Origin of the sequence: Limosilactobacillus agrestis (assembly GCF_014145585.1) — a bacterium.
Classification (GTDB): Bacteria; Bacillota; Bacilli; order Lactobacillales; family Lactobacillaceae; genus Limosilactobacillus; species Limosilactobacillus agrestis.
In genome coordinates this window covers 1-23233 of the sequence record NZ_JACIVF010000035.1, presented here as the reverse complement: position 1 = coordinate 23233, position 23233 = coordinate 1, and the positions used below count along the sequence as shown (strand labels likewise).

The 23233-nt window shown below is 36.5% G+C and carries 29 protein-coding genes; 24 read left to right on the top strand and 5 right to left on the bottom strand.

What is annotated here, in order from left to right:
- The 3 genes from H5R88_RS02390 to trxA all read left to right on the top strand — a co-directional run bounded on the left by H5R88_RS02390 (position 1) and on the right by trxA (position 3313).
- The gene (locus H5R88_RS02390) at positions 1-537 is read left to right on the top strand and encodes a CvpA family protein (protein WP_182578081.1); all 537 of its coding nucleotides are present in this window, start codon (positions 1-3) and stop codon (positions 535-537) included.
- 1 nt (position 538) lies between these two features.
- Positions 539-2908 carry an endonuclease MutS2 gene (locus H5R88_RS02385; protein ID WP_182578082.1) on the top strand — a complete coding sequence of 790 codons (2370 nt, stop codon included), beginning with the start codon at positions 539-541 and terminating at the stop codon, positions 2906-2908.
- 90 nt (positions 2909-2998) lie between these two features.
- Complete coding sequence (trxA, locus tag H5R88_RS02380) at positions 2999-3313, top strand: thioredoxin (RefSeq protein ID WP_182600168.1); 315 nt, start codon at positions 2999-3001, stop codon at positions 3311-3313.
- Positions 3314-3368: 55 nt separating this feature from the next.
- Here trxA and H5R88_RS02375 read toward each other — a convergent pair whose 3' ends face one another.
- Complete coding sequence (locus H5R88_RS02375; protein ID WP_231794678.1) at positions 3369-3923, bottom strand: YslB family protein; 555 nt, start codon at positions 3921-3923, stop codon at positions 3369-3371.
- Positions 3924-4077: 154 nt separating this feature from the next.
- On the opposite strand from H5R88_RS02375, the gene murI reads away from it, so the two are divergent.
- Genes murI through cbpB form a run of 4 tightly spaced genes read left to right on the top strand, consistent with a single transcriptional unit; the run spans position 4078 to position 6458 of the window.
- The gene (murI, locus tag H5R88_RS02370) at positions 4078-4881 is read left to right on the top strand and encodes a glutamate racemase (RefSeq protein ID WP_182600166.1); all 804 of its coding nucleotides are present in this window, start codon (positions 4078-4080) and stop codon (positions 4879-4881) included.
- Between the two features lies 1 nt (position 4882).
- The gene (locus tag H5R88_RS02365) at positions 4883-5473 is read left to right on the top strand and encodes an XTP/dITP diphosphatase (protein ID WP_182600165.1); all 591 of its coding nucleotides are present in this window, start codon (positions 4883-4885) and stop codon (positions 5471-5473) included.
- A 2-nt stretch (positions 5474-5475) separates the two neighbouring features.
- Positions 5476-6000 carry a metallophosphoesterase family protein gene (locus tag H5R88_RS02360; RefSeq protein WP_182578086.1) on the top strand — a complete coding sequence of 175 codons (525 nt, stop codon included), beginning with the start codon at positions 5476-5478 and terminating at the stop codon, positions 5998-6000.
- 14 nt (positions 6001-6014) lie between these two features.
- The gene (gene cbpB, locus H5R88_RS02355) at positions 6015-6458 is read left to right on the top strand and encodes a cyclic-di-AMP-binding protein CbpB (RefSeq protein WP_182600164.1); all 444 of its coding nucleotides are present in this window, start codon (positions 6015-6017) and stop codon (positions 6456-6458) included.
- A 110-nt stretch (positions 6459-6568) separates the two neighbouring features.
- On the opposite strand, the gene H5R88_RS02350 is transcribed toward cbpB, so the two are convergent.
- Together H5R88_RS02350 and H5R88_RS02345 are read right to left on the bottom strand one after the other, a co-directional pair.
- Positions 6569-7405: an HAD-IIB family hydrolase gene (locus tag H5R88_RS02350; protein WP_182600163.1), complete on the bottom strand. Its 837-nt coding sequence runs from the start codon at positions 7403-7405 to the stop codon at positions 6569-6571.
- A complete protein-coding gene (locus H5R88_RS02345) occupies positions 7395-8270 on the bottom strand; it encodes a mechanosensitive ion channel family protein (protein ID WP_182578089.1) in 876 nt (291 codons plus the stop codon). Before H5R88_RS02345 ends, H5R88_RS02350 begins: the two co-directional genes overlap by 11 nt.
- Positions 8271-8412: 142 nt before the next feature.
- Here H5R88_RS02345 and H5R88_RS02340 point away from each other — a divergent pair, with 142 nt between their 5' ends.
- Both H5R88_RS02340 and H5R88_RS02335 read left to right on the top strand, forming a co-directional pair.
- Entirely contained in the window at positions 8413-8847 is a 435-nt protein-coding gene (locus tag H5R88_RS02340) for a DUF948 domain-containing protein (protein ID WP_182600162.1), read from the top strand.
- Positions 8847-9296: a hypothetical protein gene (locus tag H5R88_RS02335; protein ID WP_182600161.1), complete on the top strand. Its 450-nt coding sequence runs from the start codon at positions 8847-8849 to the stop codon at positions 9294-9296. Before H5R88_RS02340 ends, H5R88_RS02335 begins: the two co-directional genes overlap by 1 nt.
- A gap of 99 nt (positions 9297-9395) precedes the next feature.
- Here the strand turns inward: H5R88_RS02335 and H5R88_RS02330 are convergent, their stop codons facing one another.
- Complete coding sequence (locus H5R88_RS02330; RefSeq protein WP_182600160.1) at positions 9396-10496, bottom strand: M24 family metallopeptidase; 1101 nt, start codon at positions 10494-10496, stop codon at positions 9396-9398.
- Positions 10497-10656: 160 nt separating this feature from the next.
- Between H5R88_RS02330 and ccpA the strand changes: the two genes are divergently transcribed.
- The 15 genes from ccpA (at position 10657) to H5R88_RS02255 (ending at position 22038) form a co-directional block, all read left to right on the top strand.
- The gene (ccpA, locus tag H5R88_RS02325; protein WP_182578093.1) at positions 10657-11667 is read left to right on the top strand and encodes a catabolite control protein A; all 1011 of its coding nucleotides are present in this window, start codon (positions 10657-10659) and stop codon (positions 11665-11667) included.
- Positions 11668-11680: 13 nt separating this feature from the next.
- A complete protein-coding gene (locus H5R88_RS02320; protein WP_182600159.1) occupies positions 11681-12529 on the top strand; it encodes a hypothetical protein in 849 nt (282 codons plus the stop codon).
- Positions 12530-12603: 74 nt separating this feature from the next.
- Complete coding sequence (locus tag H5R88_RS02315) at positions 12604-13350, top strand: YebC/PmpR family DNA-binding transcriptional regulator (RefSeq protein WP_182578095.1); 747 nt, start codon at positions 12604-12606, stop codon at positions 13348-13350.
- 120 nt (positions 13351-13470) lie between these two features.
- Positions 13471-14448 (top strand): competence type IV pilus ATPase ComGA, encoded by a 978-nt coding sequence (gene comGA / locus H5R88_RS02310; protein ID WP_182600158.1) that lies wholly within the window; start codon positions 13471-13473, stop codon positions 14446-14448.
- Positions 14366-15436: a type II secretion system F family protein gene (locus tag H5R88_RS02305; RefSeq protein WP_182600157.1), complete on the top strand. Its 1071-nt coding sequence runs from the start codon at positions 14366-14368 to the stop codon at positions 15434-15436. The genes comGA and H5R88_RS02305 overlap by 83 nt, the downstream gene beginning before the upstream one ends.
- Positions 15436-15747, top strand: coding sequence for a competence type IV pilus major pilin ComGC (gene comGC / locus H5R88_RS02300; RefSeq protein ID WP_182578098.1), 312 nt, complete (start codon positions 15436-15438; stop codon positions 15745-15747). The genes H5R88_RS02305 and comGC overlap by 1 nt, the downstream gene beginning before the upstream one ends.
- On the top strand, positions 15744-16178 hold the full coding sequence (locus tag H5R88_RS02295) for a hypothetical protein (RefSeq protein ID WP_182600156.1): 435 nt from the start codon (positions 15744-15746) through the stop codon (positions 16176-16178). The genes comGC and H5R88_RS02295 overlap by 4 nt, the downstream gene beginning before the upstream one ends.
- Positions 16179-16185: 7 nt before the next feature.
- Positions 16186-16449 carry a hypothetical protein gene (locus H5R88_RS02290; RefSeq protein ID WP_372457367.1) on the top strand — a complete coding sequence of 88 codons (264 nt, stop codon included), beginning with the start codon at positions 16186-16188 and terminating at the stop codon, positions 16447-16449.
- The gene (locus tag H5R88_RS02285) at positions 16446-16877 is read left to right on the top strand and encodes a ComGF family competence protein (protein ID WP_182578101.1); all 432 of its coding nucleotides are present in this window, start codon (positions 16446-16448) and stop codon (positions 16875-16877) included. The genes H5R88_RS02290 and H5R88_RS02285 overlap by 4 nt, the downstream gene beginning before the upstream one ends.
- 237 nt (positions 16878-17114) lie before the next feature.
- Positions 17115-18125: a class I SAM-dependent methyltransferase gene (locus H5R88_RS02280; protein WP_325065026.1), complete on the top strand. Its 1011-nt coding sequence runs from the start codon at positions 17115-17117 to the stop codon at positions 18123-18125.
- A gap of 13 nt (positions 18126-18138) precedes the next feature.
- Positions 18139-19335, top strand: a complete 1197-nt coding sequence (locus H5R88_RS02275; protein ID WP_182578102.1) for an acetate/propionate family kinase — start codon at positions 18139-18141, stop codon at positions 19333-19335.
- Between the two features lie 114 nt (positions 19336-19449).
- Entirely contained in the window at positions 19450-20052 is a 603-nt protein-coding gene (locus tag H5R88_RS02270) for a metallophosphoesterase (RefSeq protein ID WP_182600155.1), read from the top strand.
- Between the two features lie 26 nt (positions 20053-20078).
- The gene (locus H5R88_RS02265; protein WP_182600154.1) at positions 20079-20627 is read left to right on the top strand and encodes a YutD family protein; all 549 of its coding nucleotides are present in this window, start codon (positions 20079-20081) and stop codon (positions 20625-20627) included.
- Positions 20628-20636: 9 nt separating this feature from the next.
- Positions 20637-21407 (top strand): TIGR01457 family HAD-type hydrolase, encoded by a 771-nt coding sequence (locus tag H5R88_RS02260; RefSeq protein WP_182578105.1) that lies wholly within the window; start codon positions 20637-20639, stop codon positions 21405-21407.
- Positions 21391-22038, top strand: coding sequence for a TIGR01906 family membrane protein (locus H5R88_RS02255; protein ID WP_182578106.1), 648 nt, complete (start codon positions 21391-21393; stop codon positions 22036-22038). Before H5R88_RS02260 ends, H5R88_RS02255 begins: the two co-directional genes overlap by 17 nt.
- Here the strand turns inward: H5R88_RS02255 and H5R88_RS02250 are convergent.
- Positions 22012-22659, bottom strand: a complete 648-nt coding sequence (locus tag H5R88_RS02250) for a VTT domain-containing protein (RefSeq protein ID WP_182578107.1) — start codon at positions 22657-22659, stop codon at positions 22012-22014. The two genes, H5R88_RS02255 and H5R88_RS02250, sit on opposite strands and share 27 nt — an antisense overlap.
- Positions 22660-23233: the final 574 nt, after the last annotated feature.

The window sequence follows — 23233 nt, the reverse complement described above, 5'->3', positions numbered from 1 at the left end:
ATGATTTTAACAACCTTTATTATTTTGATTTTAATGGGATGTTTTATTAATGGTCATCGTCGGGGATTATTGACAATGATATTAATGCTTGGAACATATATAGTGGCTTGGCTTGTTGCTCGTCAAGGGACTCAATTGATTGGTAGCTGGTTAAAATCATTGTTACCAAGTATTGGGAACCCGGCAACTTTTTCGGCAAGTCTGCTTACAAATGTGAATAGTAATCTTTTCTTTTATAATGGGATTGCATTCATGATAATTTTTACAATTGTTTCAATTTTTTGTCATTGGGGGATTCGCCAGTTAAACTGGGTAAAGAGGATTCCAGTAGTAGGGACAGTTGATAAAATAGCAGGTGGCTTAATTTCGTTTTTAATTGGCTATTTGATTATTTACGTTGTTTTACTAATTATGCAACTATTTCCAGTGGGTTGGTGGCAAATGCAAATAGCCAACTCAGAATTAGCACGGTTTATAATTAATCAAACACCAGGAATAGCGCATTTAGTAATTAATACGCTAGTACAGGGAGGATAAAATGAATAACAAAATTTTAGAAATATTAGAGTTTGATCGAATAAAAGGGCAGCTTGCCCAATATCTTGTTTCTGCAGCTGGCCACCGGGAATTAATGCAGCTTATTCCACAAACTGATTATGAGGCGGTCAAAGCACTGCTAACAGAAACGACTGATGGGGCCGATATTTTAAGATTAGAGAATGGGATTCCTATTCCGCAACTGGCTGATATTAAGCCGCAATTGAAACGTTTAAAAATTAAGGCAAATCTGAACGGCACCGAATTAGCACAAATTACTAAAGTGCTGCAAACTAGTATGAGTGTAAAGAATTTTTTTGATCAGATGCGGGAGAAAAAAATCAAGCTTCGCGTTTTAACGACACAAGTTGACCGCCTAGTCACAATTCCTTCAATTACTCAACGGCTAGTTCGTTCGGTTGATCCTGATGGGCGGATAAATGATGAAGCATCGGCTAAACTCCATGGCATCCGTCAATTAATTACACGAACGGAAGCAGAAATTCACCAACAAATGGAAAAGTATACTCACGGGAAAAATGCAAAATACTTAAGTGACCCTATTATCACAATGCGAAATGACCGCTATGTAATTCCGGTAATCGCTCGCTATCGAAATAAATTTGGTGGGGTTGTTCATGACCAAAGTGCTAGTGGACAAACTTTATATATTGAGCCAGCAGCCGTGGTGGAAACTAATAATCGCTTACGCCAGGCGCAAATAGAAGAACGGCAGGAAATGCAACGAGTTTTGATTGAGTTATCACAAATGATTGCTCCTTATCGGCACGATATTGGACAAAATGAAACAATTCTTGGGCATCTTGACTTTATTAATGCAAAAGCGCACTGGGCGCATGATACTAAGGCGACGTTACCCCTCTTAAGCAAAGAAAATCATGTTTTGTTACGAAAGGCTCGCCATCCTTTGATTGATTCCCAGCGCGTAGTGACAAATGATATTAAGATTGGCAAAGATTACCAAGCGATTATTATTACAGGACCAAACACTGGTGGTAAGACCATTACACTTAAAACTTTAGGAATTATCCAGTTGATGGGCCAATCAGGGCTGTTTATTCCGGCAGAAGAAGGTAGCACGATTGGAATTTTTGATAATGTCTTTGCGGATATTGGTGATGAGCAGTCATTGGAACAAAATCTGAGTACTTTCTCTGGGCATATGGATGGAGTAAAAGCCATTCTTGAACAAATTACCAGTCGTAGCTTAGTTCTGTTAGATGAGCTTGGTGCCGGAACTGACCCTAAAGAGGGAGCTGCACTAGCAATGGCAATTTTAGATCATATTGGCAGTAAAGGGACAATGGTTGTGATCACAACGCACTATCCTGAACTTAAAGTTTACGGATATGATCGTGCTAAGACGATTAATGCTAGTATGGAATTTGACCAAGAAACGCTTAAGCCGACATATAAATTACTACTAGGAATTCCTGGACGATCAAATGGACTAGAGATTGCCCAACGGTTAGGAATCGATTCACAGATCATTGATGAAGCGCGGACATTTGTTAGTGATGATAGTCAGAACCTGAATAATATGATTGGCGATTTAGTAGAGCAACGAAAAAAAGCACGCGAAGAAAGTGAAAAGCTGACAAAATTAGTAGCCGAAAATGAAAAAGCTCAACGTAACCTAGATGAAAAACTCACACGCTTTAATGAACAACGTGATAAGTTATATGAACAAGCGCGTTCAAAGGCCAACCATCAAGTCTCAATAGCTAAGAAGAAGGCTGATCGAATTATTCATCATTTGCGTCAGTTAGAAGTTCAACAGGGCGGGAATGTAAAGGAAAATGAATTGATTGATGCACAAGGACAATTAAATGCTCTTCATCGTGATAATCCCCGCTTACAACATAATTCGGTATTGCAACGAGCTAAGCAAAAACATGATTTGCATAAAGGTGATGCAGTCTTGGTAAAATCTTATGGTCAATACGGAGAGCTTTTATCTAAGCGCGGAAACCATAAGTGGGAAGTTCAGATTGGTATTCTTAAAATGGAAGTTGATGAGAATAACCTTGAAAAAGTAGCGAAAAAAGACCTCCCTCGTGAGAAAAATGTAAATCGTCGTCATGCTGTAAGGACAACACAAACAAGAAAGACCTCAGCGCGTCTTGATTTACGTGGACATCGTTATGAACAAGCAATGAGTGAGTTAAGTAATTTTATTGATCATGCATTGTTGAATAATCTTTCAACTGTAACAATTATCCATGGAAAAGGGACGGGTGCGCTTCGTAAGGGAACGCAACAATATCTACAAAGCAACCCACGCGTTAAATCATTTTCTTATGCTTCCCCTAATGCTGGTGGGGATGGAGCGACAATTGTTAATTTATAATCGCTTACTATAAAAAAGTAAGCAACTTGAATGACATTTAAGAAGGGATTTGTTAAAATAGCGGTAAGAATAACAAAGGAGGAATTGAAGATGGCTGTAAATGTAACAACAGATCAAACCTTTGAACAAGATACAGCAACTGGTGTTGATTTAATTGACTTTTGGGCAACTTGGTGTGGTCCATGTCGGATGCAATCACCAGTAGTCGATGCGCTGTCTGATAAGATGACTGATATTAAATTTTTTAAGATGGACGTAGATCAAAATCCAGAAACTGCACAAAAGTTCCGGATTATGAGTATTCCAACATTAATGGTTAAAAAAGATAGTAAAGTGGTTGACCAAATTATTGGTTACCACAGTGAAGATCAATTAAAGCAAATCTTACAACAATATGTTGATTAGAAAAAAGCTGGAAAAAAACTTTTTGTTTTCTTCCAGCTTTTTAATTATTTTAAACCTATTTTTTATCTTTTTTTCGTCGCTTTAGTAACGAATGATGAGTTTCTTTTTTAGGGGCTTCTTCTTTTGCATCCGGGCGGTCAACAGTGATGAATGTTACCATTTCAGATCGCTCGTTGTCGGCCGAATTTTGTGGATCGTTTTGAATCAAAATATCAATATAATCATGGTGACGGTCTAAGATCTTTGCCTCTGCAACGGTTCCTAGTTGAAATTCTACTTCTTGAGCAAGAAAACCACATTCTAAACCAAAAGAGGTCTCTTCTTCATCTCGTTGAATTCGTTCCTTGACAATTACTCCTGATAACCGCCATATTTGGGAAGTATTGCTTTTTTTACGTAAAGTTAAGCGGCCAAATCCTAGTTGGTTAGTGAGATATACTAAATCCTCAATCGTAGCAACAGGATATACCCGAGCGAGATCTTTACCAATCCAATATAGCATCTCATCCGTTTCTTTACCCAGAATGGCTGGAAGAATAACGTCGCGCATTGTTCCAGTCCCTAATCCTTGATGACCTGCTATTAACTGATTATATAATTTTTGACTCATATCCACTCGCTCCTTTTTAACAATCATTATTATTATACTTAAAATTCAAGATCTTAATAGGGTTAAACTTGAAAAACTTGCAAAATCTTGAAGAGAAAAGGATAATATAGTTTCAAGGTTCTAACCGTTTAAATGAATTAACGAGGTGGAGAGAATGGATAAACGACCAATCGGGGTTATGGATTCAGGGTTAGGTGGACTATCTGTAATTCGGGTACTTCGTGAACAACTACCCCATGAATCTGTAATTTTTGTGGGTGATCAGGGATATTTTCCATATGGAACTAAGACAAGAGAACAGGTTCAGCAATTAGCATTACGAATTGGAAAATTTTTGGTAAAACAAGATGTAAAAATGATGATAATTGCATGCAATACTGCGACTGCCGCAGCTCTTCAACTTCTTCAGAATGAATTACCAATTCCGGTAATTGGAGTGATTGAGCCAGGAGCAAGGGCGGCCACTCAACATCATTATAAAAAAATTGGCGTAATTGGTACCGAATCCACTATTAAAAATGGTGCCTATGCTAAAATATTAGCTAAACTTAACCCTGCGCTAGGTGTTATCAGTTCTCCCGCCCAACCACTGGTTTCAATTGTTGAACATGGACAAACAGGGACAATTTTGGCCCAAAAAACTGTGGATACTGAATTAGAAGTATTTGATAATCAGTCGATCGAAGCTTTAATTCTAGGATGTACCCATTTCCCATTTTTACAAAAAGAAATTCATAATAAATTAGGAGCTAATGTTCAGTTAATTGATCCTGCATTTGAGACAATTAGGCAGGCAAGGGAACTATTAACCAGTGAAAACCAATTGAGTGATAATTTAACGTCAAGGGTTGAACTTTATTCAACAGGAGATGTCAAAGACTTAGTTGCTGGCGCGCAAAAATGGCTACCGAATAGGTATAACAAATGTGCACATATTCAATTAAATGAGGAAGATTAAAATGAAAACAATTGTAATCGCGACAAAGAATACCGGGAAAGCTCGTGAATATCAAGAGATGCTTGCTCCCTTAGGAATTGAAATCAAAACCTTAGCTGATTTTACCCCGATAGTAATTAATGAAAATGGTAAAACATTTGAAGAAAATGCAACAATTAAGGCACTTACAACTGCTGATCAACTACAACTACCGGTCATGGCTGATGACTCGGGTCTAATGGTTGATGCCCTTGGGGGAGCTCCAGGTGTCCGGTCCGCAAGATATGCTGGTGATCATGATGATGCTGCTAATAATGCTAAACTTTTATCGGCATTAAAAGATGTGCCTGATGAAAAAAGAACTGCTCACTTCCATACGACTATCGTTGGTATTAAACCTGATGGGACAAAATTAGTTGCTAATGGTCGGGTTGATGGTCATATTCTTCATCAACTCACTGGAGAAAATGGCTTTGGTTATGACCCGCTTTTTTATGTCGATGAACTAGGTCAATCAATGGCACGGTTAACAGCAGACCAAAAGAACCAAATTAGTCATCGTGGACGAGCATTACGATCATTTATGAAGCAATTTAATGATTGGTGGCAATAAAAATGAAGATACTAGTTGTAAGTGATAACCACCGTGAAGAAGAGATTTTGACAGAGATTGTTCAGAAATTTGATGATAAAGTTGACCTAATGATTCACTGCGGTGATTCGGAATTGGCCCCTGATAAAGAACCAATGAGCGATTTTGAAGTAGTGAAAGGAAATAATGATTATGGCTTGTCATATCCTAATGAGTTGGTAGTTAATGACTGTCAAGAGCGACTTTATGTTACTCACGGTCATTTACAACGGGTTAATTTTTCACTTACTCCGCTGATGCTTACTGGTCAAGAAAAGGGTGCCTCTATTGTGTGCTATGGTCATACTCATCAACTAGGGGTTGTTTATGACCATCAAATGCTAATAATTAATCCTGGCAGTATTAGTTTTCCCCGTGGCGAATATGCTAAACTTGGGGGTACTTTCGCAATTATTGATGCGCAACCTGAATGGTTTATTGTAGACTATTATAACCGCCAGATGAAGGCTGTTTCCAATTTACATTGTGAATTTAGTCGTCAAAAATAAAGGAGTGTATTTTTGTGATTGATCAGCATTTGCGGACTTTGTTGCTGAAAAATAAGCAGAAGTTTATGATTCCCGCTAGTTTAGTTGCGACAGTAAACCAAAGTAATAGTTTAGCGCATGCATTCTTAGTGCTTACTAAGGATCGTTACGCTAAAATTATTGTGATCGACAATCAAAATCATTATTGTGGTCAAGTTTCTTTAGCAATGATTACTGACCAATTATTGGAGACAAAACGGATCAATGTGGAACGTTTAAATGAATTAACCGTTAGGGATGTGATGCAAACGGATACTCCGGTTATCCATGATCCAACTGATATTGAAGAAAATTTACACCTCTTAATTGACCAGTCGTTTTTACCGGTAGTGGACAATCAGAATTATTTTTGTGGGATTGTGACGCGTCGGGAAATGTTAAAAGCAGTCAATTATACAGTGCATACTTTTGGAAAATAATAAAAAAGGAACTGGGACATAAGTCAGGTGGCTTTCATAAAAACAAATAGCGTAATACAACAATAGGCCTCCAACGTTCGGTTTTATCGAACGTTGGAGGCCTATTCTTTTTATCGTTCATTTTTAATTAACTGGTTAATAGTTTGTAAGACGCCATCATGATTATTATCAATTGTTGTGGTGTGGGCGGCTTGTATTTGAATAATCGGTTGTGCATTCTGCATTGCGTAACTTTGACTGGTCATTGCTAACATCCCGAGGTCATTTTCATTGTCACCAAACGTAACAATTTCATTTGCTTTTAAATTAAAGTGGGACTGCAAAAGGCTGAGGGCGTTTTGTTTAGTCGCAGCAGCATTACCAATTAAGTCAGTATTAAAGCCCGAATTTTCCATGATTAAGGATGGCGGTAAGTAACCATCTAAGGTTGTTGCAACTCTTTTAAGATCGATATGATTAGCAAAATTAATCGATATCTTGGTAAAATCTTCAGTTGGCCGTTGAGTAAAAATCTGCCGAATGTCAGGAACGCGCTCCACATTTTCATAAAATAGTTTAACAATATTGAAATCATGAGCACTCATCCCCTGATCGACATAAGATTTTTCACTAGTAGAGATTACTAATTGATTAATATCTTGCGGGCCATAGAAACGGTCAAGGACATGAATAACCCGTGCTAAAGATTCTTGATCAATGGGAAAAGATTTAAATAATTTACTTCCTAAATGAATAACTGAACCATTTTGCGAAATGAATCCCATTTTGGCGGTGTAGTCTTTAAATTCTCGTTGCAACCGTGGGAAACTGGATCCACTAGCAGCGACAAAGTAAATATTATGACGTTCAAGTTGACGAAAGACTTTTGCGAATAAGGCATGGTTGTAAGTATGGTCGTCTCGTAAAAAGGTACCATCCATGTCAGTAGCAATTAATTTAATACTCATTAGGTACTCCTTCCCAAGCAATTGGAATATTATTTGCGCGTAATTCTTTAAGATAGGCAGCTAAAAAGCGACTAGCGACAGATGACTGTTTTCCGCTAACTGCTGTTATTGTTACACGAAAAACGAGTGCACCATCTGGGGTAACGACTGGACCCACAATGACTGGTTTTAACTGTAGTGCTTTTGTTTGTGGTACTAGTTTTTTATTAACTTGCGTAACAATTTCTTCTACCTTGCTAAGAGGGGTCTTCGAAGTAATCCGAATATCAACGTTGCTAACCATATTATTTCGTGAAAGATTTTGAACAATAGTAATATTACGGTTAGGAATAAAATTAAGTGTCCCATCGGAACTAGTAACTTGTGTGGTACGAATTCCAAGTGCAGTAACCGTTCCTTTGACTTGGCCAATTTGGACTGTATCCCCGACATCTAATTGTTGCTCAAGTAGGATGAAAAATCCAGTCACAATATCACTAACGAGGCTTTGCGCACCAAGCCCTAATGCTAAACTAAAAATTCCGGCTCCAGCTATCAGAGTACCCACTGGAACGCCAATTTCTGATAATACAGCGTACAATAAGAAAAAATAACAAGTATAACGATAAATATTTAAGACAAGGGTTTTTACCGTTGCCATCCGGTTGCTATTTTTAAGCACGTTGTATTTTTTTGATTCTTGAAAAAGGTGGACAATGATAACTCGTCCTACCCATAAAATCATTAAAAATAAGACAAACGTAACGATAATTAAAAGAAATTTACTTAAAAGCTGTTGTGAAATTTCGTGCCAGGATAAATCTGTAAAAGCTTTTTTTAATTGTTCCATTTGTTTTGATGTAAGTGAAGTGGCACCAGTAATCATAATAACCTCCTAAAAAATACTAATAAACATTTTAACAGGGAAGACAAGCTTCTGTCGACTACACTAGATTATCGTTTTTATTTGTTTTATGATATTCTTAGTATTGAATAAGTATTTTGAAAACAAAAGGAGGGATTATCAGATGACTTTTGGCCAGTTGGCAGGGTTAATTGCGGCAATCGCATTCCTAATCCTAGTCATTTTTGCATGTATCCTGTTGAATCAATTGAGTAAGACAATGAAAGAAACAAATAAAAGTATTACAACTTTAACGCGGGATGTTCATTATCTTAGCCAAGAAATGGAGGATGTGTTAAGTAACACGAATACATTGTTAGATGATATTAACCATAAATCAGAACAATTAGATCCAGCTGTTAAAGCAGTTGCAGATGTAAGTCAGAGTGTTTCAGAAGTAAATGCTTCACTTCAAGAAATGGTTGATAAAGCTCGGGTGCGTCGTGAAAAGCGACAATTGGATCGAGGTATTTTTAAATTTGCAGGTAAGGCACTTGTTTTAGATGTCTTCAATAAATTTAGACAGCACCGGAAGCAAAAGAAAGGAAATGACAAATAATGAGTAAAAAGTTACTTACTGGGATGTTATTAGGTGGCGCTGCAACATATGCTGCATGGAAGAAAATGGCACCAGCTAAAAAGGAAGCGTTGAAAGGAAGTATCAATGAAAAATTTAATGAAGTTGCGGATTATGTAACTGATTATACTTTAGATGCATTAGACATTGTTGATGATCTTATGAGTGATTCTAACTTGAATGATAAGGTGAGTGGCGCTGCCGATGCTGTTAATAATGTAACAGGTAAGGTAAAGAATAGTGCTAATAAAGTGGTTAACCATATAACTAACGATGACTTTGATAAGCAAACTGCTGAGATTCGTGAAGAATTAGCGAAGAATAAAGAAGCAGATGAAGATAATAATGATATTATTATTGACGCTACTAATGATCAAAAGCCATCACCTACTGAAGACGATGAAGTAAGCCAAGATGATGATAAAGAATAACTGCAAAACGGAAGCAAGCTAGAAAAGACCGCTAACGCTCAGTAACACCGAACGTTAGCGGTCTTTATTTTACGCTGATCGACTTATGTTCCAGTCCCTCTAATTAGGGAAAGTTAATAGTTCTTTAGTTGTATGTGTAAATGATTCGCAACCATCTTCTGTAATATGAACGCAGTCTTCAATCCGTACGCCAGCAAAACCTGGGATATAGATGCCGGGTTCAATCGAGAAGCACATTCCTGGCTCAAGGACTAACTGATTGCCATTCATGATTGATGGGAATTCGTGTTCACTACTACCCATACCATGTCCTAAACGGTGAATAAAGTATTCACCATAACCGGCTGCAGTAATAATATCACGAGCAATCTCATCTAATTCTTCGGCAGTAATTCCAGGTTTGGCGGCATCTTGAGCAGCTAATTGCGCTTCTAAACATACCTTGTAGATATCTTTTTGTTTGTTAGTTAAAGTTCCCACGGCCACAGTTCGTGAGGCGTCACTAATATAGCCATCAACAATTGTTCCTAAATCAAAAAGAACAAGCTGATTATTCTGGATCTTATTATTAGAGGTAGCACCATGAGGTTCAGCCGCATGAGGTCCTGCTTGAACAAGTGTATCAAAGCTCATTTTATTAATTCCGTGTTGCTTAAGAGCGTATTCTAAATCTGCGGCAACTTCTTGTTCTGTTTTACCAATTTGAATTGATTCAAATCCAACCTTAAAAGCAAAATCAGCCCATTTCCCAGCTTCGTTTAGCTTGGCGATTTCATCATCGCTTTTAATCATCCGCATCTTTGCTATCAATGGAGATAGATCAGTATTAAAATGAGCATTAGGGAGGACTTCTTTTAAGGCCCGAAGACGATCAACAGTTAAGGATTCTTCCTCAATCCCCCAGTTAATTGGTGAGTCAGCATGCTGATTGATATGTTTGGCAATAAGGTTGAAGGGTTTTTCGTGGTCTAAGTATCCATATACCGGATATTTCCAACCAGTATCCTTTATTGCTTCTACTTCAAGAGCTGGCGCAAACAAAAATGGCTCATTATCAGCAAAAAGGATTAGGGCTAATACTCGTTCTACTGGATCACTGTAGAATCCAGTTAAATAATTGATGGTCATCGGATCACTAATGTAAGCCGCATCTAATCCCTTTTCAGTAAGAGTACTTTGTAGTTGATTAAGTTTTGTCACGGCATTCACTTCCTAAAAAAGATTGCGAATATTATAACATATTGTTATGGTAGTAAAAAAATAATGAAGAACGTTTGCTAATTAAAACTAAATCTGCTATATTAACTAAGTTATGAAAAAATATGAAAACAGATTATACCAATAAAGAAAGGGCTATCTTATGGAAAAACAATCAGTAACAATTTACACGGTTGCCCGAGAAGCTCGTGTCTCAATGGCCACTGTTTCACGGGTAGTAAATGGTAATCCAAACGTAAAACCAGAAACTAGACAAAAGGTTTTAGATGTAATTAAGCAGCTTAATTATCGTCCTAATGCAGTTGCACGGGGATTAGCTTCTAAAAAGACAACAACAGTCGGGGTAGTTATTCCCAATATTACTGATCCATATTTTGCGGAATTAGCATTGGGAATTGATGATGTTGCTTCAATGTATAAGTACAATATCATTTTAACTAATTCTGATTCTGATGATGAAAAGATTCTAAAAGTGGTTCGGAGCTTGCTTGCTAAACAAGTCGATGGGCTTATCTTTATGGGGCATGATGTTTCTGATGATCTACGAAATGAATTTGAAAGCACAAACACACCAGTTGTAGTAGCCGGTTCTATTGTTAACGATGATGCTTTACCAAGTGTTCGGATTGACTATCAAGCAGCTGCTAAGGAAGCAACTGAATTTTTGCTAAACCATGGCGACCAACAAGTTGCCTATATCACGGGCCCATTACGGTACTCCATTAATAGTGGCGATCGGCTAAATGGATATAAAGAAGCATTGGCAAATAATAATGTAACATTCAATGATTCATTAGTCATCGAAACGGATGGGTCCTATCAAGCGGGATATGCCAAGGCTCAAGAAGTGATTGAAAAGGGGTTAAAGGCCGCTTATGTAACAGATGACAGTTTAGCTGCTGGTCTTTTAAATGGCCTTACAGATGCTGGTATTAGTGTTCCAACTGACTTTGAACTAATTTCATCTAACGACACTAATTACACAAAAATTGTTCGTCCAACAATCACTTCAATCACTCAACCCCTCTATGACTTGGGGGCTATTTCAATGCGATTGCTTACAAAATTATTGGATGGCAATGACGGCAATGATGACGAAAAGAATGTTATTTTAGATCATGGCTTTGTTGAACGCCAATCAACTCGTAAGTAGGTTGTGATGTGTTGTGACAACCCGAAGTGAATTACGGCGAACACAACGGCAAGAAAAAGTTGAGCAATCAATAGAGGCAACATCGCAAAAGCATCATTTTTTATACTGTTTATGGGGTGTAATTTGTGTGACTTTGCTCGGATTAGCCTTACTAGTTAATTCGACGCTCTTAAATGTCAACTTTATCAAAAAAGAAGTTACAAGTTCGTCGCTTGAATCGGTTATATTAAGTCAAGTTAACAGTAGCCTAACCCAGTACGGGATTTCAACTTCTGTCTTGCAGAAAAGTGATACTGATAAGCTAATCAACCAGGCGATTGATCAGATATATGCGGGTGAAAAAATTAAGCTTGACTTATCACCTGTGGTTAATAGTGTGAACTCATCTGTTAATTCCCAATTAGCTCAATATGGTTTGTCAACTTCGATGCTTCCAGCAGGTAGTTCTTCAGCAATTACCAGTAACATTAATTCGATGGTTAATAGTCAATTAAATACTCCAGAAGTTGCACAACTAATTAATGGAATTAAAATTGCTAAAACGATTACCAATTTTATTTTAGCGATTTCAATTATCGGTCTCATTGTATTAATTCTTAAGGGATTATGGAGACGACACTTAATTAGTAGTTTTAGGTGGATTTGTCTGTGGGGAACAATTTTATATACCGGAACCGTTATGGCTATTCATGCGCTTGCTTTGCAAATAGGTGAAGGGCAACCAGATTTAAGCCCTTTTATTTCCCAAGTTGCTAATGATTTTCAACAGACGGGATTTCACATCTCAATGATTATAATCGTCGTTAGTATTGTGTTGTTTATTCTGCAATTTGTAAAACGGAAATGGCGACCTCGCCAATAACCTTGAATTAGCGATGAATATTTGCTAAAATTTATCTGTTTGTATTACACTAATAAAGAAAAGAGGAGTCAGTAATGTCAGGACATTCAAAATGGCATAACATTCAGGGACGTAAGAACGCCCAAGATGCTAAGCGTGGTAAGATTTTCCAAAAGATTTCACGTGATTTGTACCAAGCAGCTAAAGCAGGTGATCCTGATCCAGCGAACAACGCTCAATTACGGCTTGTAATCGATAAGGCACACGCGGCCAACATGCCTAAAAAGAATATTGACCGTGCCATTGCTAAAGCTTCAGGTATTGGTGGAGCTAAGTTCGAAGAAGTTACTTATGAAGGTTATGCACCAGGTGGAGTAGCAGTAATGGTTTCTGCTCTTACTGATAACAAGAACCGGACTGCATCTGCTGTTCGTTCAGCATTTAGTCACTCTGGTGGTTCGTTAGGTGCTAGTGGATCAGTTTCATACATGTTCGACCGTAAAGGATTAATCGAAATCCTTCGTGATGGTCTTGATAAGAGTGAAGATGATATGTTAATGGATGCTTTGGATGCTGGGGCTGAAGATATGAAGGCAACTGAAGAAAAGTTCCAAATCTTCACTGATCCAAGTAACATGACAGATGTTCGTGATGCTCTTCAAGGACAAGGTTATGAATTAGATACTGCTGAAGTTACCATGATCCCTCAAAATCGGACAGAGGTACCTTCAGATAAGGCAAAGCAATACCGTCATTTAATTGATGAATTAACTGAAAATGATGATGTTGCTGATATTTACGAAACTGGTATTTTACCAGACGTAGATGACGATGAAGAATAGTTTAATCGTTATTATTAAGAGGTTAAAAAGCATTTTGCTTTTTAACCTCTTTTTTAGTTTTAAATTTTTTTAGTGCATTTTTAGAATTTATCCGTATTTAAATAATAGGGAGGTTAAAATATGCCGAGTTTTGAAGAAGAATTAACAGGAATAATTCGTAAACAACCAAGTGACCTATATATCTTGCCTCATGATAGGTATTATCAATTATCGTTAGCGATAAAGGGGACCCTATCTCCCTTTAAACAGGTTACATACGACTATGGTCAACGTTTTATCTCGTACTTAAAATATTGCGCCAATATGGCAGTTAGTGAACACCGGCGACCCCAGTTAGGCGCTTTTAAATTTAATTATAGTCACCAAAAGATTAATTTACGTTTATCAAGTGTTGGTGATTACCAAGGAAGGGAATCATTAGTTATTCGTTTTATATATCCCCTTAATGAACTTAATTTTAATTTTTTGGTTCCTAATCAGTGGAGAATATTACAGGAATATCGCCATCAACGAGGGCTAATTCTTTTTGCCGGGCCAATGGGAGCTGGTAAAACGACTACCATGTACCAACTTGCACAACAGTTAATACCGAAACAAATTGTATTAACAATTGAAGATCCGGTAGAAATTGATCATCCAGATTTTATTCAATTGCAGGTCAATGAATTAGCAGGGATGGACTATGAAAGTTTATTAAAACTTGGCTTACGTCATCGTCCAGATGTTTTTATTATTGGCGAAATTCGTGATTCGCAGACAGCAGCGATGGCCATCCAAGCTGCATTAAGTGGCCACTTAGTTTTAGGAACGATCCATGCACGAAATGCTTATGGAGTTGTTGCACGTCTTCAACAGTTAGGAATAGATTCTTATTACCTTAAGCAGGGGCTAACGGCGGTATCTTATCAGCGCTTGATCCCATTGGTGAATGGAGAACAAGCCATCTTATGTGATCTGCTAGATCGACACCAATTTAGTAATTTACTTAGTGGTATTAAGCAAGGAGGAGTATCTGATGACTGGACAAAAAGCCTTCAGCAGGCTGTGGAAAATGGAAAAATTACGGAGAATACTGCGCGGCAATATCGTCAAGGTTAAATTCACTCACCAGCAACAGGCAAATTTCTTTCTGCTATTAGCAGCTTTGTTAAGTGTTGGCTTTTCTATTAGAGAAGCTCTTGGTTTCATTAAAACTGTGAAACCTAAGTTAAGTCCATGGATTGATTCTGTAGATAAACGCATGCGAATGGGAGCGAGTTTTGCCCAGAGTTTACAGACAGAAATAAAAGATGATCTGTTCTATCAATTACTATTAGCAGAAAAACATGGTAACTTAACAAAAACATTGAGTGAAATAGGGAAAATACTTGCGGCACGGGAACGGCAACGAAAAAAGTTATTTAGTCTCTTACAATATCCATTAATTCTTTTAGGGATGTTAGGAGTTGTGATCTGCGGATTACTTTTATTTGTCTTTCCGGAATTGAAGGTCTGGCAAGGAGAAGGGGAAACCTTGCCGACGATTCACATGATTACGTTAGGCACAACTTATCTTTTTACCATTATCTTTATTAGCACCGTATTTCAGTGGCTAAGATGGTATCAAATGGACAAGGAACAACGATTAATAAAGATTTGTACAATGCCGATTGTTGGCAAATGCTATTGTTTTTATTTTCAATATTATCTAACTAGTATTTTAGGATCAATGCTACAACAAGGATTATCGTTGGCTGAAATTTGTGAAATTACTCAGAGCTTTGATAAGGAATCAATTCTTTATATTTTTGGTAACAAAATAATGAAGACAATTCAACGCAACGGAGATATTTCAGAGATGATGGCTACTTATTCTTTTCTCCCTAATGAATTAATCATTTTTATGAATAAGGGAGCGACAAGGGAAAATGTTGGACGGGACTTAACTGTTTTTGCAAATTTGAAATTTCAGGCCCTCACGACTTCAATTGAGCGTTTACTAATTTTTGTTCAACCAGTTATCTTTAGCATTATTGCAATCATAATTGTTGTTTTATATCTTAGTATCTTATTGCCGATTTATCATTCATTCCAAGGAGTTTATTAATGAAAATTTTAAAAAAGAAACAAGCAGGATTTACCTTACTTGAAATGTCAATCGTCCTCTTTATTATTAGCTTATTAGTATTAATCATGATTCCGAATCTCTCGCAACAACGAAAACATGCTAATAGTATTCATGGGAAGGCAATGACATCCGTAATTCAAACCCAAATTGATGCATATGAAAATGAAAATGGGACTGATAATGTTAGTTTAGAAGAATTAAATAAAGCAAACTACCTGACCGATGCGCAAATTCGACAGGCACAGCATGAAAAAATTGTAATTGTTGATGGAAAGGCAATCCAGCGATGAATCTTCGGGAAGAGGGTTTTACGTTCCTTGAAACAATAATTGTTTTAGGGGTCACGGCCCTCCTTTTACTAATTACAATTCCGAATTTTACAAAAACACGTCAAAAACTAGCTGAAGAACAATTTTGGCAATCATTACGTCAAGACTGGCAGTGGGCCCAATTAGAGTGTGAGAATAAACATCAATTTATTGTAATTCGTTATGATAAAAATGGTGAAATGATTACTTTTCGCATAAATGATCAAACGAGAAAAACAAAAGTGATTCCCATTCCCTCAACGCTGAATGTTGAGTGGTTTGGTGAACTCTATCTTACACCCAATGGCTATACTCGCCCCTGCACTCAACGATTTAAATCATTAATCAATGGTCGTTATTATTACATGAAAATTCAGTTAGGATGGGGAGGGTACCGAATTGAAGAACGCTAAAGCATTTATGATGGCAGATAGTTTAATTAGTTTACTTGTTGTAGCAATGGGAATAAATTTGTTTTTTATTTGCGAAAAGCAGTTGTGGTTACAAAATAGGAATCTTCAGTTAAAAATGGCTGCAACGAGGTTAGGAAAAGAGGCTAGTGATTTATATGCATTTAAAAAGCAACCAGTCATTTTAAAGGATGGTGATTTAACTGCAAGAGCAACATTACAAAAGGTAGTTGTATATAATAATGATCGATGCCTTTGTCGGGTTGAAAAATGAAGAAAAAAGCCTTTACTTTAGTAGAAGCGACTTGTGCATTAATTATTTCTTCATTAGTGATTATCAGTATAAGCCTAGTTACAACTAGTATGAAACAAGTAAGTAAAATGAATTTGGAACCAACAATCACCTGGCATTTGTTTTTACGGGAGCTAGAGTCAGCTAATCATCGTTTCGAATTAATAGGAATTCGTGATAATCATTTATTGTTGTACAGTCAGATAACCGATCAAAAATATGATTTAAAAGGGAATCACACTCTATACTTAACATGCCAAAATGAGGGTGGTTATATGCCATTGCTAGATAATATTAAGGATCATGAATATTCGTTTACTCAACTTGATTCTCAACGAGTATTGATTAAAGTGACAAGGAAGAATGGAGAGAAAATGAGTGCAATTGTTAGGCTTTATCCATCAAAATAAAAAAGAAGGTTCTATTTTATTTGTAAGTATTGCAGTATTACTTATAATTAGCTCAGTTTTATTATTTCAATATCGCTATTATCAGAATTATCAGGAAATAGGCCGAGATCTTTGTTCGATTTATATTGATGGAATAAAGGATAATCTAAGTGGCCATTAAGAGTGTTATCTTGAATTTGCTAGAAATAATAGTTAAACTAATAGGGTAATGATTGTATTATTTGGAGGCGACTAGCACTGACACAGAAAACACCACAGCAATTATTTGAGCTTTTTGATAAGGCCACTGAAATTTTACAAGCAGCATTAAATTGTTCATATTTAGATGCGCTATTAGAAAACGCAGAAAATATTATTGACGATAATACTGTTCGTGTTGATGACGGTGTTCCTAATGAAAAAACTGTAAAAGAATTGCAGAAAATATACCAAGAATTAAATTTACAAAATGTGAAGCCAGAAATTATCCGGCAAATTATCCAGCTGAGTTTTTTGAAAGTAATTCGAAAAGACGCAATTCAGGCTAATCATCAAATGACTCCTGATACAATTGGCTTAATCATGGCTTTCTTAATTGAAAAGGTTACAAAAATTAAGGAGATTAAGACAGTTTTTGATCCTGCCGTTGGAACAGCTAATTTATTAACAACCGTTATGAATCAGTTGAAAGTAAATGGAGATAAAGATATTGTTGGTTATGGAATAGATAATGACGAAGATATGTTAGAAGTTGCGAGCGTAAGTACAGAATTACAACACCTTAATGTAAAGCTGTACCATCAGGATGCTGTAACGGCTTTGGATATTCCTCAATGTGATTTAGCTATTTCTGATTTGCCAATTGGTTACTACCCACTTGATGAAAACGCTAAAAACTATCAAACACGGGCTAAGGAAGGGCATTCCTATGTTCACCATTTATTGATTGAACAATCTATGAATTATCTTAAGCCTGGTGCATTTGGAGTGTTCTTGGTGCCTAGTAGCTTGTTCCAAACTAAAGAATCACAATCATTTGTTAAATGGATTCAGTCTGTTGCTTATTTACAAGGACTTATCAATTTACCGGCAGAACTTTTTGCTAATCCGAATGCGCAAAAATCAATTTTATTATTGCAGCGTCAGGGCGGAGATAGCAAACAAGCAGTTAAAGTTTTGTTGGGTGAGTTTCCTTCATTTAAGGATAAAGCAAAATTTGCTTCATTCATGGATGATATCAGTAAATGGGTAACAACGAATTTACGTTAAAGGAGAAAAGTCAATGTCAAAAACAATTGCAGTTAACGCTGGTAGTTCAACCCTTAAATTCAAATTATTTGATATGCCAAGTGAAGATGTAGTGGCTGAAGGTACGATTGAACGTATTGGTGAAAAGATGGGTCATGCTAAGATTAAGTATGGTAATGATCAAAAGCATGAAGAGGATAAGCCGTTTGCTGATCATGCTGCCGCAGTTAATTATTTGTTAGATAAGTTAATTGAATTAAAGATTGTGGCAAGTTACGATGAAATTACAGCAGTAGGTCACCGAATCGTTGCGGGTGGGGAATTCTTTAAGGATTCAACAATTATTGATGATGATGTTATTAGCAAAATTGATGAATTGTCAGAGTATGCCCCACTCCATGAGCCTGCAGAATTAGTTGGTATTAAGGCTTTCCGTAAAGTATTACCACATGCATTTGCGGTTGCTGTTTTTGATACATCATTCCATGTTGATATGCCAGAAATGAATGCGTTGTACAGTGTACCTTATGATTGGTATAAGAAGTATGGTGCTCGTAAGTATGGTGCTCACGGTACAAGTCACCGTTATGTATCTACTCGGGCTGCGGAAATGTTAGGGAAACCGATTGAAGAACTTAAATTAATCACCATGCATATTGGAGCAGGTGCATCAATTACTGCCGTCAAGAATGGCAAATCATTTGATACGTCAATGGGTTTCACCCCGGTTGCAGGAATAACAATGGCAACTCGTTCAGGGGATGTTGATCCATCATTAATTGCTTTTATGCAGGGTAAACTAAACTTATCCTCTGATGAGATGATTGATATTTTGAATCATAAGTCTGGTTTACTTGGAATTTCTGGTATCTCACCGGATATGCGTGACATTCTTGCAGCCGCTGAAAAGGGTGACGACCGGGCACAACTTGCATTAGATATTTATGTTAACCGCATTGTTCGTTACATTGGGGCATATATTGCTGAGATGGGTGGTGCAGATGCTATTGTCTTCACTGCAGGTGTTGGTGAAAACAGTGTTCCAGTACGAAAGATGATTACAGATAAGCTTGGCTACTTTGGCATTAAGATTGATCAAGAAAAGAACAATTGTCATGGTGTTGAACGTGATCTTTCCGCTGATGATGCAAAAATTAAGACATTGTTAATTCCAACTAACGAAGAATTAATGATTGTTCGTGACATTGAACGTTTAAAGAAAAATAACTAAGCACTAAATAATTTGCCCAAAGATGACTAGTTGACGAGAGTATTTGTCTCTAGTCTCTTTTTATTTTAGAATTTAAGATAACTATTATTGTCTTTTTAAGAAAGAAGATTCTTTATGAAATTTTGCACGTCAGATACTCATTTTTTTCATGATAGTCTCCTTGGTACAAATCAATTTGCCCCAAGACCATTCAATGATGTTGATGAGATGAACCAAACGATTATTAATAATTGGAACAATAAAGTCGACGAGAATGATATTGTCTATCATTTAGGAGATATTGCTCTATATTTTATTAAACCTCAACGGGATGCCTATCAAGCAATTCTTAAGGTACTATTACAGCTCCATGGACACTTAATACTGATAAAGGGTAATCACGATAGTCGGGCCCTTTTTAAGTACCTAGAAAATAATAACTATGAATTTAATGGGCTTCCTAAATTTCAATTTCATGATGTAGGAGTACTATTAAAATACAATCATCGTCAATACTACTTAACTCATTACCCACTTATGTTAGGAATAGCACCACAAATTATTAACCTCCATGGCCATATTCATCATTATTCTGTTCCTGTTAAAGAGAATATAAATGTGGGGGTAGATGCTCCTGAACTGGATTATCTTGAAAATAAGCCGAAGTTTGGAGCACCACTGAATTTTCATGAAATAGAAGAAATAGTGGCTAAGAAAACTATAAAATATCCGAGATAACAGTAATAAAAAGAAGGTGGAGAAAGATGAATCGGGCTAAGATTCAAGACTATATTGACCAGCGTGAAGAGCAACGCTCATTAATCTATCATATTGAGAAAAAAGATCGAACCCATTTTACTGTTAATGGTCATCCCTACGAATTAGTAAAAGATTATCGTAACGGCTTCAATCCAGAAAAATTTGCAGAACGTTTTAGTAGTGTTTTAAGTAAATATGACTATATCGTTGGTGATTGGGGATATGACCAATTACGGTTAAAAGGTTTTTATGATAATAGGAATCCTTTGTTTGAGCCAGAGTTAGCTGCTGATACGATTGAAGATTATTTATTTGAGTATTGTAATTTTGGATGTGCGTATTTTATTCTTCACAACGATGATGTTTATATTCCGCGGCAACATGGACACGGTCGCCATCAACGTCGAAAAAAAACTACACCAATCATTCATGAGCGGCGGCGGAAAGTTAAACAGCCGAATGTGTTTCAACGGCATGATCAGCGCGCAGAACGTGTTAAAAACGGCCATCGTCAAAAGTTTGTGATTCATCAACGGAAGAAAAAGAGGAGTTAAGTTAAAACGATGAAAGATTATCAAGGATATTTTATTGATTTAGACGGGACTACTTATAAGGGAAAAGAACAAATTCCAGCTGCTAGGAGGTTTATTAAGCGACTTCAAGAAGCGGGGAAAGAGGTTTTGTTTGTAACTAATAATAGTACTAGAACACCAGAGTATGTCGCTGAGAACCTCCGTAATAATCATGATATTAACGTTATATCGGAAAATATATATACAACAGCAATCGCAACTGCGGACTATTTACGGACAATAGCGCCGTCTAAAAGTAAGATTTATGTTATTGGTGAATCGGGATTGCGTTTAGCTTTAGAAAAGCGCGGTTTTATCCTGACCGATGACCAACCCGAATATGTAGTAGTAGGATTAGATACGAGCGTTACTTATGCAAAACTTGAAAGGGCGGTTTTGCTAATTAGAAATGGCGCTAAATTTATTGGGACTAATGCTGATAGTAATTTACCAAATGAACGGGGAATGGTTCCGGGAGCAGGCTCGCTTATAAAGTTAGTAGAATATGCAACTCAGGTAAAACCTGTGATGATTGGTAAACCAGAAGCAATAATTATGGAAATGGCACTTGAAAGAGTTCGATTACCTAAAGAAAAGGTAATTATGGTTGGTGATAACTACCATACCGATATTGAGGCAGCAATTAATGTAGGGATGGATAGTTTATTAGTTTATACTGGCTTATCGCGCCCGGAGGATGTTACAAAAGAAAAAAATCAGCCAACATATCAGGTGAACAATCTTGATGAATGGAAAGTTTGAATTTGTTCAATGGGGAAGAGCAATATTATTGACACTACTTAGTTTAGTTGTTGCTATTAGTATTGCTCTTTTTGTTGTTATTAATATCTCACCTTTTTTTATTACAATTCCTAAGCATCTTCTAGGACTATCTGCCTCTGAATTAATATCCGACTATTGGAGAGTAATTAAATATATTCAGCTTCCGACACAACAAATTCTCAAACTAAGGTATTTACCGATTGCTCCTTCTGCGCTTCAACATTTTAAGGATGTGAAGCACTTGATTTTATTGAATGAAGCTGTGATGGTGTTTACAATACCAATGCTAGTATATGAATTTAAAAAACAAAAACGGCAAAATCAGCTTTGGCGCTTGATCCTACCGTTTCAGGTGTTATTTATTTTATTGTTTTTTAGTGGATTTATAGGGGTAATAAATTTCAGTGAATTCTTTATAAAATTCCACTACCTCTTCTTTAACAATATGGACTGGCTATTTGAACCGCAAACAACACCAATCATATTATTGATGCCCGAAAAATTTTTTACAGTGTTATTTGAATTATGGTTAGGATTGACATTAATCATATTACTTTTAATCTGGGGATGGTTAAAGCTTATGTTACGCATCTTCTTTAACAAAACGTGAACGTAATGCTCCAACGATAGCGGGAATTAAAGTAACTACAATGATCGCAAGGATGATTACAGAAAAATGTTCTTGAACGAATGGGAGATTACCAAAGAAGTAACCACATCCACAACAAAGTGCTACCCAGGTAACACAACCAACTACACTATAACGAATAAATTGCTTATATGGGAAGCCTGAACCAGCTGCCGCAAATGGAGCAAATGTTCTAATGATCGGAATAAAGCGGGCTAGAATAATAGCCGGGGCACCATGCTTTTCAAAGAAGGTCTCAGCACGTTCTAGATTATCTTTGGCAATCAGTTTTCCAAAAAGTGAATGGTTAGAAAGACTCTTCCCAATCTTATGACCAATTAAAAAGTTAAGGGAATCACCACCCAAACATGCACATAAGAATATAAAAATGAAGATCCAAATGTTAAGATGATAGCGAGGGTCGGCAGCTAATGCGCTGGCAGCAAAGAGAAGGGAATCTCCGGGTAGAAATGGCATTATGACCGCACCAGTTTCAATAAAAATAATAGCGAATAGAATCAAATAGGTCGCATCGCCGAATTGATTAACAATTTGGATTAAGTGAACATCAATATGTAGTATAAAATCAATAAGAGTTGCCAAGGTAATTCTCCTTTTTGTAATTAAGATAATACTGTTAAAGTGTAGCAAGATAGAAAAATGTTGTGAAGGGGCGTTTAAAACTTTTAATAATTTTTGAGAAAATATATTCATCGGTGAATAAACATTAATCGTATGGTTGATTAAGCATTCTCTTCAAATAGTGTTGAATGGATCTTTGATTTTTGGACGGATGAATATCCTTTGTTATCATTTATCATACTGAGAGCAAACTAAACGAAAAAATAAGTAAAAATTGAAAAAAGTATTGACGAAGAAGAAATATCCATGTATAGTAGTTATCGTTGTCAAAACAGTTAAGTGCTGTTGAGATGGTTTGACAAAAAAGTTAAAAATAATTGTTGACATCTGTTTAACGACATGATATATTAATAAAGTTGCTGATTGAGTTATCGATCAAAGAAATTTGAAATTAATTAAAATTTCTTCTTGACAAGCCGATTTGGTACATGTTATAATGAATATGTTGATTGGCTGCTTAGTTAGTTAACAGGTAGACCTTTGAAAACTGAACAAAGTTTCGACGAATCAAATGTGTAGGGTCTTCAATCACGAT

Coding starts and splice junctions, on each gene's coding strand:
- trxA (WP_182600168.1), top strand. CDS start 2,999: ATGGCTGTAAATGTAACAACAGATCAAACCTTTGAACAAGATACAGCA.
- H5R88_RS02275 (WP_182578102.1), top strand. CDS start 18,139: ATGTCAAAAACAATTGCAGTTAACGCTGGTAGTTCAACCCTTAAATTC.
- H5R88_RS02345 (WP_182578089.1), bottom strand. CDS start 8,270: ATGATTACTGGTGCCACTTCACTTACATCAAAACAAATGGAACAATTA.
- H5R88_RS02285 (WP_182578101.1), top strand. CDS start 16,446: ATGAAGAAAAAAGCCTTTACTTTAGTAGAAGCGACTTGTGCATTAATT.
- H5R88_RS02360 (WP_182578086.1), top strand. CDS start 5,476: ATGAAGATACTAGTTGTAAGTGATAACCACCGTGAAGAAGAGATTTTG.
- H5R88_RS02265 (WP_182600154.1), top strand. CDS start 20,079: ATGAATCGGGCTAAGATTCAAGACTATATTGACCAGCGTGAAGAGCAA.
- H5R88_RS02365 (WP_182600165.1), top strand. CDS start 4,883: ATGAAAACAATTGTAATCGCGACAAAGAATACCGGGAAAGCTCGTGAA.
- comGA (WP_182600158.1), top strand. CDS start 13,471: ATGCCGAGTTTTGAAGAAGAATTAACAGGAATAATTCGTAAACAACCA.
- H5R88_RS02260 (WP_182578105.1), top strand. CDS start 20,637: ATGAAAGATTATCAAGGATATTTTATTGATTTAGACGGGACTACTTAT.
- H5R88_RS02385 (WP_182578082.1), top strand. CDS start 539: ATGAATAACAAAATTTTAGAAATATTAGAGTTTGATCGAATAAAAGGG.
- H5R88_RS02375 (WP_231794678.1), bottom strand. CDS start 3,923: ATGAGTCAAAAATTATATAATCAGTTAATAGCAGGTCATCAAGGATTA.
- H5R88_RS02335 (WP_182600161.1), top strand. CDS start 8,847: ATGAGTAAAAAGTTACTTACTGGGATGTTATTAGGTGGCGCTGCAACA.
- comGC (WP_182578098.1), top strand. CDS start 15,436: ATGAAAATTTTAAAAAAGAAACAAGCAGGATTTACCTTACTTGAAATG.
- H5R88_RS02315 (WP_182578095.1), top strand. CDS start 12,604: ATGTCAGGACATTCAAAATGGCATAACATTCAGGGACGTAAGAACGCC.
- ccpA (WP_182578093.1), top strand. CDS start 10,657: ATGGAAAAACAATCAGTAACAATTTACACGGTTGCCCGAGAAGCTCGT.
- H5R88_RS02270 (WP_182600155.1), top strand. CDS start 19,450: ATGAAATTTTGCACGTCAGATACTCATTTTTTTCATGATAGTCTCCTT.
- H5R88_RS02350 (WP_182600163.1), bottom strand. CDS start 7,405: ATGAGTATTAAATTAATTGCTACTGACATGGATGGTACCTTTTTACGA.
- murI (WP_182600166.1), top strand. CDS start 4,078: ATGGATAAACGACCAATCGGGGTTATGGATTCAGGGTTAGGTGGACTA.
- H5R88_RS02295 (WP_182600156.1), top strand. CDS start 15,744: ATGAATCTTCGGGAAGAGGGTTTTACGTTCCTTGAAACAATAATTGTT.
- H5R88_RS02390 (WP_182578081.1), top strand. CDS start 1: ATGATTTTAACAACCTTTATTATTTTGATTTTAATGGGATGTTTTATT.
- H5R88_RS02305 (WP_182600157.1), top strand. CDS start 14,366: ATGACTGGACAAAAAGCCTTCAGCAGGCTGTGGAAAATGGAAAAATTA.
- H5R88_RS02255 (WP_182578106.1), top strand. CDS start 21,391: ATGAATGGAAAGTTTGAATTTGTTCAATGGGGAAGAGCAATATTATTG.
- H5R88_RS02290 (WP_372457367.1), top strand. CDS start 16,186: ATGATGGCAGATAGTTTAATTAGTTTACTTGTTGTAGCAATGGGAATA.
- H5R88_RS02340 (WP_182600162.1), top strand. CDS start 8,413: ATGACTTTTGGCCAGTTGGCAGGGTTAATTGCGGCAATCGCATTCCTA.